We start from the raw sequence: 17,742 nt of genomic DNA on the forward strand, positions 1-17,742 counted from the left end.
AGCAGGGAACATTCAAGCCTTAAAGAACGACTTGAGGAAAACAAAAGAATTGTTGCAGAGCGAGAAAGAGAAAACGCACGCTGCCGAAATCATGACAGAGGAATGTCAAGATAAGCTAAGGCAGGCAGAACAGGAACGGGACTATGCACTCTCTCATCAGAAAAAAGTAGAGATACCGGTTGAAAAGCCGGTACTCTATCAAAAGTGTGGGAACTGTAACCTGACAGCTTATCTGAAAGCCAAGGAAAAGTATGATACGCAGAGAGAAAAACTGGCAGGCAGATATAAAACAAAAACAGCCATGTATGAAGCATTGATGTTTCTGCTGATATGGTATTCCGTATCAACTACTCTTTTTCAGATGATACGGTCAAAAATATTTATTTCTGATTGCGTGGTATTCTTTGATACAATCGCCACTTTTATACAGACCATTGCAGGGTGGATTATACTGACAGGAAAGAACATGGCACAGATTAGTAATGGAATATCCAATCCTGTCGTTGCCGGAATTGTATATTGGCTGATAAGAATACTGATCTGCGGTGGATGTCTGGTGGGTGCGGGAATACTTGTAGCGTTTATAGGGATAAAGATTGCAGGGCTATATAAGAAATACTGTTGGGATATGATTACCATACTGGTAACACTTATAAGCCTGGAAATAACAATCTACTTTGGAGATTGGATAAAGACAGTCTTGCCGATCAATATGCTATTTCTCTTATTATTGGTGCAACTGGTATATGTTGGAATTAGGTGGTATGTAAAAGGATGGCAAGAAGCCAGAGGATATTATTAAAAAACTATTAGAAACTATTCATATTTACTTTCGTGCTAGGACAGATTATTCTAAAAATTCAGTGATGAGCATGCACATGAAATCTTACTTCGTTTAGGTACGAAAAAGGGCAATGGAAACTTTGTGTTCAGATGAGCTCTCACTATCTTGGTAACAACCGCAAGCAGCAGTGGAATATTGACGATGCATTCCGTATATATTCCACACATGGCTAAGCCCGACTAGAATGTGGGTGAAAAATTTCACGAGTGCCAGAGTTTCCTCTGGCACTCATTTTATTTTCGCTGTGCGTTTTTTCTGTACTCCAGTGGCAACAATCCAGTGCTTTTACGGAATAATTCTGCAAATCGGCTTGAAGTGGAATAGCCTACTGTTTGGGCAACTTGCCCGACTGTCAGCTCTGTATATGCCAGCAGATATTCTGCTTGACTCATGCGCCGCTGTTGAACATATTCCGTGATGGTGCAGTCGTAGTATTTCTTAAAACAGCTTTTGAGCTTTGTTGTTCCCATGCAGGCAATCTGTGTTAGCCGTTCCAGAGGAATATCAAAAGCATAGTGATCGCTAAGATAAGCGGCAACTATTTGGAGATTTTCAATATCCTGTTGAGAGAGCTTATGGGCCGGTTTATCAGGATGTTTCTTCTGATATTCCACCACTATTGAAACAGCTTCTGCGACTTTACCCTCATAAAAAAGTTTTGCTGCAATCCCTTCCCCGCGATAGTCTTTGATTTCTGTGAGTAACCGTGACATTTCTGGAAAGTCGGATGTTTGGTCGATCTTCCGAAATGCATCCACAGGATTGATCTGTGCCTCCGGGTACAGTTTTTTCAGGTAGTCCTCATAATATGCCGGTGCAATCTCAATCCCAACCGAACGGATTGGAATATTTTTATGTATCAAAGCCTTGTATGGAGCGTAGCCTCCAATAAATGTTTTGATACAACCGGCAGACAGTCTACGGTATGGAGATAATTCCTCCCCGGAAATAGAGTCATACCGAGTGATACTCAGACATTCCGGCATGGAGCATTCCAACATGAAATCTTCGTGGAAGGAAAAGTTATGGATTTTAATATCATATAAGTCTTTCTGTCCATAAGTCCAGTAGGTGCCTTCTCCAACTTCGGGAGAAAGTTTCCAGCAGTCACCTAATGCCCCATATTGCTGGTTGTCTGGGTCACGGATAAAACCGTGTCCAATCAGTAGCGGTGTATAAAACTGGTCAATAATTTCAGACATGAAAACAGACCGCCTCCTTTTTGCAACGATTAGACGAACTTTTGAAAGGAACAGACGAACATTGCCGGAACCTATTGAATGTTGTTCGATAAATGCGTATTGTATTAGACGAAGATTAGAGGTATCTAACCGAAGAATATCACAAACCACTTGTCGAGTCAAGACAATGAAAGGTAGGAGGTCAAAATGAGTAATCAAGTAAATTCTATGAACAAAGGTCTGACAGTGAAAGACCTTGTAACAACAGGTATTTTTACTGCACTGTTATTTGTTTTTGTATTGGTGGGCGGTGTCTTTTTTGCAACGAATCCTGTACTTACTTTTTTCATGCCAGCAGGAGGTGGGCTGCTTGCTGGCCCCATTTATCTTTTGCTGATTGCAAAAGTACATAAGCGTTGGAGCCTTTCTATAATGGGCGTTATCATGGGTATTATTTGGTTCGTGACTGGTATGCACTGGGCTTTTGCATTGGGCTACATGATCATGGCGATTGTCGCGGACTTTGTTGCTGGTGTAGGGCAGTACAAAAGCAAAAAACTCAACAGCCTGTCTTATATCCTGTTCTCTCTCGGTGGCACTGGTTCATATATCGTGTTCTTTGCTGACCCCAACGGCTGGGCGCAGACCATGTTGGGGAACGGAACTGAACAGAGTTACATCGACACCATGCAGGCAACTGCAAATACCGGCATCCTGATTGCCATGTTTGCTGCGGTTATCATTACATCTGCAATCAGCGCTTTTGTAGGCTGCAAAATGCTGAAAAAGCAGTTTGAAAAAGCAGGTATTACAGCATGAGCGGTAAACGCCACAAGAAAGAGCTTTGGCTCGACCCACGGGCCAAGCTCTTTCTTATTCTTATGTGTGTTTTATCGTCCATGTTTGCGCCCTCACTTGCATATCAATTTATCCTTGTTATGCTGATTGCGATATTGGGGGCTTTCTTTGGAAAGTGGAAATATGTCATTAAGGCTGTATGCTTTTATGCGGTCATCTGTGCCCTGACAGTTTGGATCATGGCAGAAATGACAGGCACGCTGCGGACAATGTTTATTGCCTTTTTAGGCTTGTTTCATAAGGTCTATGCGTGCGGAACCTTGGCTGGGATTGTTCTGACTACTACAAAAGTCAATGAGTTCCTGTCTGCTATGAACCGTGTCCGCGCACCCAAAAAGTTAGTAATTCCTATGGCAGTTATGCTGCGGTACATTCCAACTATTCAAGAGGACTGGCGCTATATCACAGACGCTATGCGAATGAGAGATGTTTCACCATCTCTGGCGGGCTTTTTAACACATCCGGGCATGACGGTTGAGTGTATTTATGTGCCTTTATTGATGGCAGCTTCAAAAGCGGCGGATGATCTTTCTGTTGCTTCTGTCACTCGTGGAATTGAAAATCCCAATCCACGCACCTGTCTTGTCCAGATAAAATGCGGAATTTCCGATTGGGGCGTCATGGCCGTTGCCGTAGCTTATCTGATTTTTGAATTATGTGTGCGAGGAGGTGTGATCGGTTGATTGAGTTTGAAAATGTATCGTTTTCCTATACGGGGCAGGAACATGGTGGGCTGCGCGACATCAATTTGAAAATTTCGGACGGAGAATTCGTCCTGTTCTGTGGCCGCAGCGGGTGCGGAAAAACAACGATTACAAGGCTGGTGAATGGACTGATCCCTCAGTTTTATCAGGGGGAGCTTCATGGCCGTGTGCTGGTAGATGGTCAGGAAATCAGCAATATCCCCATGTATCAGATTGCCGCTAAGGTTGGCTCCGTTTTCCAAAATCCACGGACGCAGTTTTTCAATGTTGATACAGACAGTGAGATTGCCTTTGGAATTGAAAATGAAGCTCGCCCTCCTGAGAAATTGGCTGAGCGAGTAGAGCAGACAACTGAAGATTTGCATATTCAAAAGCTGCGAAACAGAAATATTTTTGAGTTGTCCGGCGGAGAAAAGCAGAAAATCGCCTTTGCTTCTGTTTATGCCATGAACCCACAGATTTATCTATTGGATGAACCATCCTCTAATCTGGATATGACTTCGATCCAAGAACTAAAGGAACATTTGCGGCTGATAAAAAAACAGGGCAAAACAGTTTTGATAGCGGAACATCGTCTGTACTACCTGATGGAGTTGGCTGACCGAATTGTTTATCTGGAAAAAGGAGAAATCAAAGGAATATACACCCCGGAAGAATTTTGGCAGCTATCTGAACCTGATCGTGAACACATGGGGCTGCGAGCTGTTGATCTACAGGCGGTATTCCCGCAAAAAGCCCACTTGCCTGCGCCTACCCCTGTATTGGAGCTGCGGAATGTGACGCTCCGTTACAAGAAGCAAACAATTTTGCATGACATTGAGCTATCCGCCGGAAAGGGCGAAGTGATTGGTGTTGTCGGCCACAACGGAGCTGGAAAGACTACATTTTCCCGCGCTCTCTGTGGGCTTCACAAAGACTGCGATGGACAATTTTTGTGGGAAAGCGAGCCGATTGAGCGTAAGGAAAGGCTGAAACGCTCTTACATGGTTATGCAGGATGTGAATTATGAACTTTTCGCTGACAGCGTGGCGGCAGAGTGCTCCTTTGGTATACGCAATCCAGATCAAACACTGGTAAATGCAACTTTGGAGGAATTAGGCCTTACCCAATATCGGGAGCGCCATCCAAACACGCTTTCTGGCGGTCAAAAGCAACGAGTAGCTGTAGCTGTTAGCATGATTTGTGGGAAAGATCTGCTGGTATTCGATGAACCGACCAGCGGCCTTGATTTTGACAGTATGACGCAGGTGGCGGGACTGATCCGCCGGTTGTCCAATATGGGAAAGGTTATTTTCATTGTCACCCACGATTTTGAATTTGTCTGCCGTACCTGCTCCCGTGTCCTGCATTTTGACGAGGGCGAAATGCCCGATGATGTACCAGTTACAATGGATGCCCTCCCGAAATTGAGAGAGCTGTTCTCTGTTTCAGATGGAAAGGAGAGGTGATCTATGAAACAGAAAAAAGAAAACAGAGTAGCTTTGCTGCTCCACTGGGCCGGTGAGCAAAAAATCTGGCTGTTCCTGGCAATTTTTCTATCGGCGGTCAGCGGTCTTTGCATTATCGTCCCTTACATTGGAATTTACCGGCTGATGGACGCCACCTTCAATCATACCTGCACGCAGGAACTTGTTGTACATACCGTGGTAATGATTGCAGTGGCGGTAACTTTGCGGTTTGCCCTGTTTGGCTGTTCCGGCGTAGCAGCCCACAAAGGGGCCTATGGCGCTCTTTTCAAAGTGCGCTGCATGGTTGCAGAACACATGGCCAGAGCGCCTTTAGGGGCCTTGAATGAACGGCGCACCGGGGACATAAAAACGGTTCTGAATGAAGATATTGAAAAGTTGGAGCTGTTTCTGGCCCATAACCTTCCTGACCTTGTGTGCTATCTGGTGGGGCCGGTAGTCATCTTTATTTATCTGATGACCGTCAATATTCCTCTGGCATTGATTTCCCTGGTTCCGCTGATCCTTGCTGTTGTTGTAATGGGGATGATGTTCCGCAATACGGATGACCTGATGGAACGGGCCAATCACTCCATTACCACACTGAACTCGGTTATGATTGAGTACATCAGCGGCATGAAATTGATTAAAGCCTATAACATGGGGAGCAAATCGTTTCAAAAGTTTTCAGACGCTATCCAGGAAGAAAACGCCATGTGGAATGAAACTTCCCGGCGCATGGGGCCACCTTATGCGGCCTTTGTTGTTATCATCGAATGTGGGATGTTGATGATGGTTCCAATCGGCGGAATGTTTTTCCTGAAAGGCTCACTGGCTGCCAGTACGCTCTTGCTATTTTTGTATGTCGGTTCTATGTATTTAACTGAAATCAGGCCTTTGCAGGAATTGGGAACAAACTTTGCAAATGTACTAAACGCTATCACCAAAACCAAAGAGATACTGGATATTCCGATTTATGAGGGTGGAACAGATTTCCCCCAAAACCATGATATTGTGCTTCGGAATGTTCGATTTTCTTATGACGGAAAAACCGATGTGCTGCATGGTGTCAATCTCAAAATCAGTGATGGCGAGCGCATGGCTCTTGTGGGCAGATCTGGTGCCGGTAAAAGCACTGTGATTGAACTGATTTCCCGGTTCTATGATGTGCAGGAAGGCGAAGTGCTGATTGGCGGCAAAAATGTCAAGGAGCTTGACTACGATACCATTCTGAAAAATATAGCCATCGTATTTCAAAAGACTTTCCTCACCCGTGACAGTGTGCTGGAAAATATCCGCATGGGTAGTAACGCTACTCTGGAAGAAGTGCGGGCTGCTGCAAAAGAGGCACAGATTGATGACTTTATCATGTCCCTGCCGGATGGATATGACACAAAAGTGGGCAGTTTCGGCTCACGCTTTTCTGGCGGAGAAAAACAGCGGATTGCGATTGCCCGTGCAATTCTGAAAAATGCACCTATCTTAATTTTGGACGAGGCCACAAGTGCCTCTGACCCGGAAAATCAGATGGAGATTGATAAAGCTATTCAAAATCTATGCAAAGGCAAAACAGTCATTGTAGTAGCACACCGTTTGAGTGCTTTGAAAATGTGCAACCGGGTGGCTGTGGTGGAAAATCATACAATTACCAGCGCTGGCACCCATGAGGAAGTTCGTAAGAACAATGCCTACTATCGAAATGCGTGGAAAGACTACGAAACAGCCCGGAATATCACTTATCAGTTGGAGGGAGGCGAGCAGCATGAATGAGCATGATGTATTGAAAAAGAACCACAATTTCTATATTGGTGTCAGCGGAACCGTTCTGGAAGGATTTCTCTCCGGCAGCCTGTTTATGCTGCTTTACTCTGTTATGCAGTTTTTGTGGTCGGGCCAATTTGACATGAACCGTGTTCTGGCTCTGACCGGTATAATTGCAGTGGTTTTTCTTCTTCGTATCCTGATTTACAGCTACGGTTATACCAAAGCGCAGATTGGCGGTGCAGAGGTCAGCAAAAAGATTCGGCTTTTTATGGGCGACCATTTGAAGCGCATCCCACTGTCCCGATTTTCGCAGGGGCACACTGGCGATTATATCAACACCATTACAAGCGACGTAAACAACTACGAAAAAATCCTGACCCATAAAGTCGGAGATTTGGCAAAGAATTTTGCCCTGTCATTGATGTTGATTGTCTTTGTTATGACGCTCTATGTTCCGGCTGGAATTATCCTGCTGATAGCCGACCTTCTTTTAATCCCCAGCCTATGGCTTTCTTTCCGCATGGTACGGAAATACGGAAAAGAAAAGAACGATATTTGTGCGGAGAATGTCAGTAGCATTGTTGAGTATGTTTCTGGTATTCAGACTTTTCGAGCCTATGGTGTGGGCGGTATGAAGAACAAAACTGTTATCAACGCCATGCGGGAGTTTTGCCGGATTAGCTTTGTATACGAGGCAAAAGTGCTTCCTATTGGTGCGGGCTTTGGTATCTTGAGTTGGCTGTCCTGCCCGCTGGTTATCTTGCTGTCCTATGCCCCCTGGGTCGCAGGGACACTGAACACGGTGGAATACCTTTTGATTTGTATGCTGCCCCTGTTCTGTGCAAAGCTGGCTAACTCGATTTTTGTAGACCTCACCAGTTATAAGAACCTGATGATCTCAAAAAACAAAATCTCGGGTGTAATGAATGAGCCAGAGGAAACTGGTAGCATGGAGCCGCTTCACACAGCTACCCATGAAATCACATTTGACAGTGTAGATTTTGAGTATGTTCCCGGTGAACCTGTACTAAAACACGCCACCTTTACGGTGCCAGATCAAAAGCTCACGGCCATTGTCGGAGACTCTGGCTCTGGCAAATCTACTATTTTGAATCTGATTGCAAAATATTATGAAGCAACGGGCGGGACGATTTCTATTGGAGGTAAACCCATTAACCATGTTGCCGCAGAGCGTGTACTGGAACAAGTTTCTATGGTAGACCAGGACGTATTTCTTTTTGACGATACCATCCGGGATAATATCCGACACGCCCGCCCTAATGCTACGGACACGGAAATCGAGGATGCTTGCCGGGAGGCTAACTGTGACAGCTTCATCCGTAAGATGGAAAAGGGATACGATACGCCGACTGGTGAGAACGGAAATCTTCTCTCTGGCGGTGAGCGTCAGCGAATTTCAATAGCTCGCGCTATACTGAAAAATAGCCCCATCCTGCTCTTGGATGAAGCAACAGCATCTCTTGACATTGAAAATGAGCTTGCCGTAAAGCAGGCCATCGCTAATCTATTAAAAGAGAAAAAGACAGTGGTAATGATTGCTCATACCCTTTCCATTGTCAAAAACGCTGATCAAATTCTTGTAATGGGTGATGGCAGGATTGCTGAATCTGGAACCCACGAGGAATTGCTTGCGAAAGGCGGAAAATATGCTGCTATGTGGAACGCAGAGCAAAAAATATCGGCTTGATAGAAGCTAAAGAAGAATAATTGCATAGCGCATGAACCTGCCCCGACTACGGGGAAAGAAAAAAACGCTGGCTGGGGCAGGTGATTTTGCGCGCCTATTTTAAGTTATTATCCTAACGGCGGTTTTGAGAAATCAGAGCCGCCGTTTCTTGCGTATACCTAAAAGGAATCTTCCGCATCTATCCACATTTGCATCGTTCCATCAAGATACAATCTTGCATACTCAAGTGGTTCATCAATGGCAAGTGCGTTTAATGCACAGTCAGATCCGGGAGTAGTTGTTAAATTCTTCTCCGCTTCCCAGCAGTCAATGCGGAGCATATAGCCAGCAGAAGTATAAACATCAATGCTGTTGCGTTGTGGATTGTATTCTGCAAATATCGTTCTCATCGTATCAAATCTCCTTATCGTTCAATCAATCATTTGTTGCAAAAATCAGAAGCATTTCAATCAGTTCCCCATGTCACTTTTATTTTGTGTTATACTATTTTATAAGATTTTCTTTCCCTTGTTTTTTCCCTTATCAGAGTTCGTAAAAACTCATGGGACAATATAATACAAGGGAAACAATAAGGGAAAGCTCACCTGCGACAAACTTAGTGTTTTCAAGGGCTTGAGAGATATTTGATAATAAAATATAACAGTTATTAAATCCCTTTGAATATATGAAATCTCAATTCTAGTTTAGAAGTTTTTTACATATATTTAATAAGTTTATTCAACTATTTTAAATTATACTCCTGCCGGCATTAAAACTCCGGAAAGTGCTTCTAAAAGAGATACTATAATACCAGTTCCACTTCCACTTGCTGCAGCAAATAATAGGCAGGCACATGCAGCAACAATTAATGCGACAGAAAGCGTTTCAAGATTGAATTCTTTTCCATACTCTGATGTATTAATTGTAATAATAGATTCAAATTCGCATGAAACATTTCCAACAACTCCAGCGAAATCCATTAGACTATCCGTTTCACAGATAATATTGATTCTTAACACTGTGCTTGAAATAGGAGTTGCCAAGAATGAAATTGTCCCAACTTTTGCTCCAATTGCCATTTCTGCAAGCGTTGTAGTGATAAGTGAACTTAATTCAACATCACTCTCATACATTGCAGAAACAGCTTCTATTTGAGATTTACATGTTGGACTTAAATCATCACCCTCCCAACTAATATTGATACTATAAGGACTATTTGGATGTTGATTTAAACTTGTAGAAAGCTTCAATTTTGTTGACATCGAAACTCCACTACCTGCAATTGTACCTAGATTATATTCTGCGTTATCAAAACTTAACTCAGTTCCTACAATTTTATCTAAATATCCTGTAGCTTTAGCTATATTCTTAACATACTTTTCTCTTGCTTCCTGCAATAATTCATCATCTGAAAAATCAGGTTGATTTTCACACAGACGACATCCTGAATCTCTTCCAGAAAAACCAACTTTATCTAAATCAAATGATGGTGAAGATGAAAAAGTAAACTCAAAAAATTGATCAAAAGCCCAATTCTCCGGAATAGCGTATCCTAGATTCCCACTAAAACCAGTAGACATGTCTGCTACAAATGAATATTCGGCTAAACCAGCTTCATATACTTTAGTACAAACGTATCTTGGTGCATAGATACCAACTTTATAATGTTTGCCATTAATTCCAGATTGATTAAATACAGTATTAATCTGTCTGAAATAAGGAATAATTAAACCATCTGTCTCATACTCTAGACAGTCAAAATCGACCGCAAAATAAATTGTAGTTCCGTTCGTAAATCCTAATCGTTTGGCTCGCTGAATTGCTGTTACTGCATCATAACTTCCTTGAAGCGTTTTTCCGAAATATTCAGAATAGTATCCTCCATCTTGATAGATTGGGAAAATAGACAATCCTGCGTTTTGGATAGCTTTAATCTCAGAAATTGTTAGTGCTTTTGATCTTTCTTCTGCTCCTACTCCTACAGTTCCAGTTAAATATCTACCGATGTATCTGTAACCTGAATTATATAAATCGCTAGCTTGTTTTGCATTCAATACGGTTGAGCAATCATATGCCAATGCTAAACGTCCAGTATCTTCTTTACTGGTTAATAATGATTTCATTGTAGACACTCCGATAACTCCTGAATCATCATTAATCATACCAGTAAGTCCGTATTTATCTTGGAATTGTAAAACATTATAACTCATATTAGAATCAAAAATTCCATTAAATTTTCTTTGATTGATTCCATTGAATAACTAAGACATTTTAATCAAAAATCAGTCATCTTGCACAATAAATATTGAATACATTCTTATTTATTTATATTATGTAAATGAAGATAAGCTTATACATAAATAGATTTTGCAAAATCATAATAAACAGAAAGTAGGTGATGAATTTATGAAAAAGAATAAAAGTAAAATTATAGGATGTTTATGCTCTGCATTTATTTTGTTTGGTATTTCCGGCTTAGGTGTTCATGCTAATAGTTTTACCACCACTTTAGAACCTTCTACATCAGCTGGAGTAGCTGGAGTTGTAGCAAGAATCAGTGAATATGGAGGCTCACCAGTGACAACAAAGCGAACTGTTGGGTATGTCAAAGGAAATGCTGGAACTTACAGCTTAAATAAGGAAATTTATACAGGACAATTGGTAGTTTCTGGGTATCCTGGAGGTCGCCTTAGTGCAAATTGTGCATATTATGCAGGAGGAAGTTATCTCAATACTAGAACATATAATTCTTAGTAAAGTATAGGCTGGGTTCTTGAGGACTCAGTCTATACTTTTGGAGGTGAATTTTATGAGTACCAAAATCAAATCGTTGATAATAATATCTATAATAGTGTGTTTGTTTTCTGGATGTTCTAATAATTCAGATAATGAAATCACTTTTTACATGAATTTTTATGAGGATGCAAATTGGTATGATAGAGAATCCTTGGATTTAAATTCCAGTCAACCACAAGAGATTATTAATGATTATACAGAAGAATGTAATAAGCTATTAGAAGAGAAGGGATACGATTTTCATGTTGTTTTCAAGATTCAAAGTCCTAGCAACAATTTGTCAGATTCTTATACTAAAAGCTTTTTAGAGGATATGAATCTTTCATCTTATCATGATGAATCAGCCGATATTGTCAAAAATCAATTTAAAAATGTGGATATGATGATTGATTTAAATGAAGTTATGAAAGATGAGATGAAGAAACAACTTCTAGATACATTACCTGAAATGGTATGGAATATAGAATGCTATAAAGGACAAAATTTTTATATACCGGCAAATCAATATTGTTTGTCACAAAAAGGAATGTTTGTTCCTAAAGAAATTGCCCATTTATTTACATTGAATGATAAGGGATATTTTAATGATTTTGATAACTTTGTAAACATTGTAAAGGCAGGAGATCAAGTTACAAATCAAGCATATATTCCATTCTTTTCAGGTACTCATTTTAGTGCGTTTGTCCATGATGTGTATGATCCTGTATTTGCTCCTTTATTTGATAGTACGATTTATATAAAAGAAGAGAATAGTGACTATAAGGTTGTTAATCTAATGGATGAAAAGATTTATCAAGATTTTTATATCATCAAGACAAAATTGATTGAAGACGGGATGACAGAACTTTCAAGAAGCACACTTACAGAAGATGGTGCCAAAAAAGAAATTATGATTGCTTTTGATGATTGTACATCTATAAAGTATCCAAATCGAGTGTTTATTCCTTTAGAAGAAAAATCATATGGATCCTATAATACTAATACAGGGTATGGAATTTTAAAGACATCAGACAATGTGGAAGATAGTTTAACATTTTTGTATTTATTGAATACGGATTCTGATTTTTGTGATTTGTTTACATATGGTTTAAAAGGAAAAGACTATGAAATTAAAGATGGTCTTGTATATCCTTTAAGAGATGATTTATTAATGCCAAATCAATATGGTGGGATCAACGCAATGGTAAATACAGAAAAGGCAACCCAGACTTCTATGATTTCGACTGATGTAACCAGGGCTCTAGAAGAGGAAGTTAAAGCCTATGCTCCAAGAAAAATTGATGGGTTTAAACCAACCTATACTGAAGAATCAATGGAACTGGTAGATTATATCGCAGGATTAGAAGGATCACAGGTTTATTCGGATGGAAATAATTTGGAGAAATAATTTGGAGTATATAAAAGAGTTGAGCCAGAAACTAAAAGACATGGGCATGGATAAAGAAATAGAGCGTATACAAAAAGAATTAGATGAATATATGAAAGAGTGATTTTATGAAGCTTGAGATTCGTAATTTAAATAAAGCCTATGTTAAAGATCGATTGGTCCTGCAAGATTTTAATTATGCTTTTGTACCTGGAATACATGGGCTCTTAGGTCCAAATGGTGCTGGTAAGTCTACATTGATGAAAATTATTGTTCAAATACTAGATAAAACATCAGGTTCCATCTTGTTTAATGAGAAAGAAGTTGATTCATCTTTTTTAAAACATATTGGATATATGCCGCAACATTTTTGTTTGTATGATGATTTTACTCTTAGAGAGAATCTAAATTATATTTCAGCATTAAAAGGGATAATGAAAAATGAAATACAGGAACAAATCATTCGTGTTTCAAAAAATGTTGATTTGTATGAAAATTTAGATGATAAGTTATCAACATTTTCGGGTGGTATGAAACAAAGAGCTATGTTTGCACAGGCTTTATTAGGTGATCCGGATATTCTTGTTCTTGATGAACCTACAGCTGGATTGGATCCACAGAAGAGGATTGAATTAAGAAATTTGATTGCGAAAGTCGGTCATCAAAAAATTGTGTTGATTGCTACTCATGTGGTCAGTGATATTGATGTTATTGCGGATCAAATATTACTCATAAAAGGTGGACGCTGTATAAAATCTGGTTCAATACGATCTTTGACCGATTCAATTTACGGTAGTGTTTATACAAAGAAAATTGAACGAAATGAACTAGAAGATTATGAAGACAAATATAAGATTAGCAATTTATCTTATATCAAAGATGAGTTGATGATTCGTTATATAGCAAAAGAAAGCCATGAAGGAATGACAGTATATCCAGATTTAGAGGAAGTTTATTTGTATTATTGCGGTGATGCGTATGGTAAGAAATGAAATCAAAAAGTTTTTTGCGAATACGAAAAAAACATTAACCATTCTTCTCCTTTTTCTATTGTCTACAACTTTTCTTTGTATCTCGATGATGCAAACTGAAATGGATCTATCAACCTATCGTCTTACACATGAGCAGATTAAAGAAGGAACTATAGATTTAAATATGATTCAAGAGGAAATTGATAAATATGAATATTATTTAAATCCTAATCACATTGAAGAATTAAGTAACAAATATGGAATCGATTGGATCTTAGAACAAAATGAAAAACTAGAATCAGGAATCTCATACGATACGATCCAATATCAACTCTCAACTTTAAAACAACTACAAAAAGAAGTTTCCACAGTTTTGACCTATGATGATTTTAAAAAACAGATTGAAGATCAATATAAAGATTATGAACAGCTTCCTAGTTTTTTAAAAAGTGAAACTGCTGGACAAAGGGCAAGAAAAACATATGAAGCATATGAAAATTTAACTATAGCAAAAAGTTTAACAGTTCAGCCTTCTTTAGGATTAGAGTCTTTATTAAAATCGCCAATCATAATTCTTTCGACATTTTTATTTTTACTATATTTATTGATGAATTGCATATTTGTTGAAAGAGAAGAGCATCAATTAATTTATGCAGCTTCAACGATTAATGGAAAAAGGAAACTTTATTTTTCTAAGTACACAGCTCTTTCATTTTTGACCATATTATTTTATGTTCTTCAATTTGTGTTTGCCTTTTTGTTCTCAGATATCTATTTTGGGCATATTGATTTATCTGTACCGGTGCAATCTTTGAGCTTTGCACAAGGATGTCCTTATTCTATAAATGTTTTTACATTTTTGGTTTTATATTTGGTAGCGGTTATTATTTCCTTGTGTGCCTGCAGCGCTTTAGCTTTTGTTTTGTGCGCCCATTTGAAACTAATGCCTTTGGCAATCGCACTCATAGTAATTTTTATAAGTATTGAATTCATGTCGTTTGAATTCGTTTCACCTTTAAGCAAATACTCATTGCTGCATTATTTGAATATTTGGTCTTATTTGATGCCGCTTCAATTGTTGGCTAATGTGGAGTTTATTTCTCTTTTCGACCTTTTAATACAAAATAAAGTTCTGTTTATCTTCTATTTAGCTACATCCATGATTATCTTTGTAAGTTTTTCTGGATTCAGCTATGAAGCAAAAATGATAGAGAAAAGAATGAATTTCATATCATCGAGGCAAGTACATTCACTAGTCTATTTTGAAATGATCAAATATTGGATCAAAGAGAAGGGAATACTTTTAGTTGTTGTTTTAGGCGTTATATATGGTTTTTGTTTAAATAATCAAAATAATATGTCTACATGGGAAGATAAAGTTTTTAATCAGTTTGTAGATGAGATTGGGGCAACAGTTAATAAAAAAGCAGATAAAAAAATTCTTTTGCAGCAACAGCAATATGATGAGTGGAATCAAGAATTATCGATTGTACAAGATATAACAGAACAGACGTATTATTCAACGCTATTGTCAACACAGTCGGTTTTTGAAAAATATAAGGCAGTTTATGAGTCTCGAAAACAAGATAATTCAAGTTTACCAATCTTAAAAGAAGATCAATATCGATTCTTGTATTACGATACCAATGCTTCTATTTTACAGGTTTTATTTATATTGTTTTTTGTGGGGTATATGACACCATCACTTCATAATAAAGATAAAGAATCGAAGATGATTGATTTGCAAAAAACAACGTTGAATAACCAACGAAAAATTAAATATTTTGTGAATGTGGTGGGAGTTCTTTTGCTCATTGGATTATTTACATTGTTGGATCTAGTCTATATAAATGTTAATTATCCGAATCTAGAATGGGCACAATCAATTAATGCATTGGAAATGTATGCAGATTTTCCTGTTTCTATCTCGATTGGCGCGTATTTTGTCATAAGTTTCTTGACTAAAATTTTCTTGTATATGTTTACGGTTCTAAATCTTACTCGCATATGTGAGTGGATCAATAAGCGAACAGAAAGTATTTTGATATTTGAAATTATATTTACTTTACCGGTATTATTTTTTTATTCAACCAGGTTTTCTGCTTTTACATTAATTTATGAACTATACCATCCAGCATATTGGACTATTGCTCATATTTTATTTCTTTTGATTATGATAAGCACTTCTGTTTATTTTGTTTTTAAAAAGAGAAGGGGATGATAACATGAAACGATTGATATTTGTCATATGTGCGTTGTTTGTCCTTTGTGCCTGTACTTCTTCACAAGTGAATACTAATGTGTCTATAGATGAGAAAGCACCTGTTTTATTTTATTATGGTTTAACGGAAGATGGTGTTTTTGTAAATAACACAACAGGTGCAGACACAGATGATTATCGACTCGATTTCTTTGATTTTCAAAATCAAAAAACATACCCTTTCTGTACTCGTTCAAATTGTCATCATAATAGCAAAGATTGTCAGGCATATCAGATGGCACATTTTGAAAATGGAACCTTGTTTACTGTGGCAGCCTATAAAGATTATTTATATTTGATTTATGAAATGAGCGGGGATAATGGATTTGATAATGTCGGCTTCTTTATAGCACGTTGTGGCATGGATGGAGAGAATATAGAGAAATTATTTGAAAGAAAAGGCGGTATACAGATTCCAAACTATGCTTATATTTATAAAGACAAGATTATCTATTCATATAATACTCTTTCTGTTACTAGTATGGGTGGTTCGACTTCAACAGTAGGTGTTTTAGAGATGTACGATTTAGATACAAAACAGATCACGAATATTGTAAATCAAGATTTACAGGAAAATAGAATGAATCTATTTTTGGGAGCAAAGGATGATTTGATTTACTTTATTGATTGTGATATGACAACGATGAAAAAACCTGTATATTCATTCGATTTAAAGACACAGAATAAAGAACTTGTAGATGAAAACTGTCCAACTGATCGTTCTACACTTTATCAAGGACATTTGTATTATGCAGATGAAGAAAACAATAAAATAATTTCTTATGATATCTTAACTCATGAAAAGAAAAACGAAGCAGAACTTCCTGAACAAGAAGGAACTTTGTATTTATCGACAAAAGGCGGTTTAGTGAATCTTCGGTATGTTTCTGATCAAGAAACTTACACTTATATTTATGACATTGGAAACGAAGAATACATTTTAGAAAAATCTAGTGATTGGATTGATTTGGATACAAAATTCAATGATGGATATATTGGAACAAAGAATAATATTATTGGAATATTTTCAGACGATTTAGAGTTTATTCCATTTGTTGAAATTGTTACGTGACTATTAATTTTAATAGTATCTTTGTGTATCATGACATTTCATAATTTTAAATCTGTCACAAAATAGGAGGAAAAACTTGTATGAAAAGAAATCCATCTGTATTTGTTCTTATATGTGCTTTGTTATTATGTGGCTGCTCTTTACATGATGAATCTATTGATCGTGTGTCTTATAGAGATCAAAACAAAATTAGATATGATGAAGAAATCGGATTTAAATTATTAAAGAAGGAACTGAGCACTAATGAAGAAATTTATTTAAATGCATTTAGTCAGGGTTATAACGCAGTATATACCTTTGAGACAAAAGAATCAGATATGACATTTGAATTGTTTGAATATAAATTAAACGATGGAAAATGGCAAAGAGTTGATAGTGATATGACAATGAATACAGCTGTAATCAAAGAAGATACAGGTGAAATTATCATTGGATGGGATTTGTTAGGACAAGAACTAGGTTTGTGTGTAAGTACAAGTAATGGTGTAGAAGATGAAGGTGTTCATTCTATACAGGAAGAAGAGCTTGATTTCAAAGATGGAATTTCAGTTGTCTATGATGCTTTGTCTAATTCGCATTTCAACGAAGATGAAAAATGTGTGATGATTATGCGTGTTGGTGAAAATCAAGATCTTATTTCTATTGATGAATACAAAAATCCTGAATCAATACAAGTCAATCCAGGCGAAGAATATTATGCATTAACCATACGTTGTGTTAAATGGAGTGAATTAAATGACTAAAAAGAGCTTTATTAAAATTTTTATATGTATATTTGTTTTTGTGTTAATGAT

Annotated in this window: 16 protein-coding genes; 13 read left to right on the plus strand and 3 right to left on the minus strand. The window is 37.9% G+C overall.

Annotated elements, in window-relative coordinates; translation table 11 throughout:
• Positions 1 to 802: DUF6040 family protein (locus tag PND65_RS06360; protein WP_456298746.1), on the plus strand; the 802-nt coding region annotated here is incomplete at its 5' end.
• A 275-nt stretch (positions 803 to 1,077) separates the two neighbouring features.
• Here PND65_RS06360 and PND65_RS06365 read toward each other — a convergent pair.
• The gene (locus PND65_RS06365; RefSeq protein WP_055280238.1) at positions 1,078 to 2,046 is read right to left on the minus strand and encodes an AraC family transcriptional regulator; all 969 of its coding nucleotides are present in this window, start codon (positions 2,044 to 2,046) and stop codon (positions 1,078 to 1,080) included.
• Positions 2,047 to 2,232: 186 nt separating this feature from the next.
• Here PND65_RS06365 and PND65_RS06370 point away from each other — a divergent pair, with 186 nt between their 5' ends.
• Genes PND65_RS06370 through PND65_RS06390 form a run of 5 tightly spaced genes read left to right on the plus strand, consistent with a single transcriptional unit; the run spans position 2,233 to position 8,504 of the window.
• Positions 2,233 to 2,844 (plus strand): MptD family putative ECF transporter S component, encoded by a 612-nt coding sequence (locus PND65_RS06370; RefSeq protein WP_055181075.1) that lies wholly within the window; start codon positions 2,233 to 2,235, stop codon positions 2,842 to 2,844.
• Positions 2,841 to 3,566, plus strand: coding sequence for an energy-coupling factor transporter transmembrane component T (locus PND65_RS06375; RefSeq protein WP_015524536.1), 726 nt, complete (start codon positions 2,841 to 2,843; stop codon positions 3,564 to 3,566). Before PND65_RS06370 ends, PND65_RS06375 begins: the two co-directional genes overlap by 4 nt.
• Positions 3,563 to 5,035: an ABC transporter ATP-binding protein gene (locus PND65_RS06380; protein ID WP_055181073.1), complete on the plus strand. Its 1,473-nt coding sequence runs from the start codon at positions 3,563 to 3,565 to the stop codon at positions 5,033 to 5,035. Before PND65_RS06375 ends, PND65_RS06380 begins: the two co-directional genes overlap by 4 nt.
• Before the next feature lie 3 nt (positions 5,036 to 5,038).
• Positions 5,039 to 6,802 carry an ABC transporter ATP-binding protein gene (locus PND65_RS06385; RefSeq protein ID WP_055181072.1) on the plus strand — a complete coding sequence of 588 codons (1,764 nt, stop codon included), beginning with the start codon at positions 5,039 to 5,041 and terminating at the stop codon, positions 6,800 to 6,802.
• Positions 6,795 to 8,504: an ABC transporter ATP-binding protein gene (locus PND65_RS06390; protein ID WP_055280239.1), complete on the plus strand. Its 1,710-nt coding sequence runs from the start codon at positions 6,795 to 6,797 to the stop codon at positions 8,502 to 8,504. The genes PND65_RS06385 and PND65_RS06390 overlap by 8 nt, the downstream gene beginning before the upstream one ends.
• A 158-nt stretch (positions 8,505 to 8,662) precedes the next feature.
• On the opposite strand, the gene PND65_RS06395 is transcribed toward PND65_RS06390, so the two are convergent.
• Both PND65_RS06395 and PND65_RS06400 read right to left on the minus strand, forming a co-directional pair.
• Positions 8,663 to 8,893 (minus strand): DUF6061 family protein, encoded by a 231-nt coding sequence (locus tag PND65_RS06395; RefSeq protein ID WP_009203541.1) that lies wholly within the window; start codon positions 8,891 to 8,893, stop codon positions 8,663 to 8,665.
• A 342-nt stretch (positions 8,894 to 9,235) separates the two neighbouring features.
• Positions 9,236 to 10,693, minus strand: coding sequence for a glycoside hydrolase domain-containing protein (locus tag PND65_RS06400; RefSeq protein ID WP_271992441.1), 1,458 nt, complete (start codon positions 10,691 to 10,693; stop codon positions 9,236 to 9,238).
• 196 nt (positions 10,694 to 10,889) lie between these two features.
• On the opposite strand from PND65_RS06400, the gene PND65_RS06405 reads away from it, so the two are divergent.
• The 7 genes from PND65_RS06405 to PND65_RS06430 all read left to right on the plus strand — a co-directional run bounded on the left by PND65_RS06405 (position 10,890) and on the right by PND65_RS06430 (position 17,691).
• Complete coding sequence (locus PND65_RS06405) at positions 10,890 to 11,237, plus strand: hypothetical protein (protein WP_035403627.1); 348 nt, start codon at positions 10,890 to 10,892, stop codon at positions 11,235 to 11,237.
• A gap of 55 nt (positions 11,238 to 11,292) precedes the next feature.
• Positions 11,293 to 12,666, plus strand: a complete 1,374-nt coding sequence (locus tag PND65_RS06410) for a hypothetical protein (protein ID WP_271991053.1) — start codon at positions 11,293 to 11,295, stop codon at positions 12,664 to 12,666.
• A gap of 1 nt (position 12,667) precedes the next feature.
• Entirely contained in the window at positions 12,668 to 12,769 is a 102-nt protein-coding gene (locus PND65_RS09620; RefSeq protein WP_334258906.1) for a DUF3502 domain-containing protein, read from the plus strand.
• A 4-nt stretch (positions 12,770 to 12,773) separates the two neighbouring features.
• On the plus strand, positions 12,774 to 13,637 hold the full coding sequence (locus PND65_RS06415) for an ATP-binding cassette domain-containing protein (protein WP_035403630.1): 864 nt from the start codon (positions 12,774 to 12,776) through the stop codon (positions 13,635 to 13,637).
• Positions 13,638 to 13,737: 100 nt separating this feature from the next.
• Positions 13,738 to 15,837: an ABC-2 transporter permease gene (locus PND65_RS06420; RefSeq protein WP_271992443.1), complete on the plus strand. Its 2,100-nt coding sequence runs from the start codon at positions 13,738 to 13,740 to the stop codon at positions 15,835 to 15,837.
• Positions 15,838 to 15,841: 4 nt separating this feature from the next.
• A complete protein-coding gene (locus PND65_RS06425; protein WP_271991048.1) occupies positions 15,842 to 16,948 on the plus strand; it encodes a putative periplasmic lipoprotein in 1,107 nt (368 codons plus the stop codon).
• Positions 16,949 to 17,028: 80 nt separating this feature from the next.
• Complete coding sequence (locus tag PND65_RS06430; RefSeq protein ID WP_271991046.1) at positions 17,029 to 17,691, plus strand: hypothetical protein; 663 nt, start codon at positions 17,029 to 17,031, stop codon at positions 17,689 to 17,691.
• Positions 17,692 to 17,742 lie beyond the last annotated feature (51 nt).

It is taken from the genome of Faecalitalea cylindroides (assembly GCF_028321995.1).
GTDB lineage: Bacteria > Bacillota_I > Bacilli_A > Erysipelotrichales > Erysipelotrichaceae > Faecalitalea > Faecalitalea cylindroides.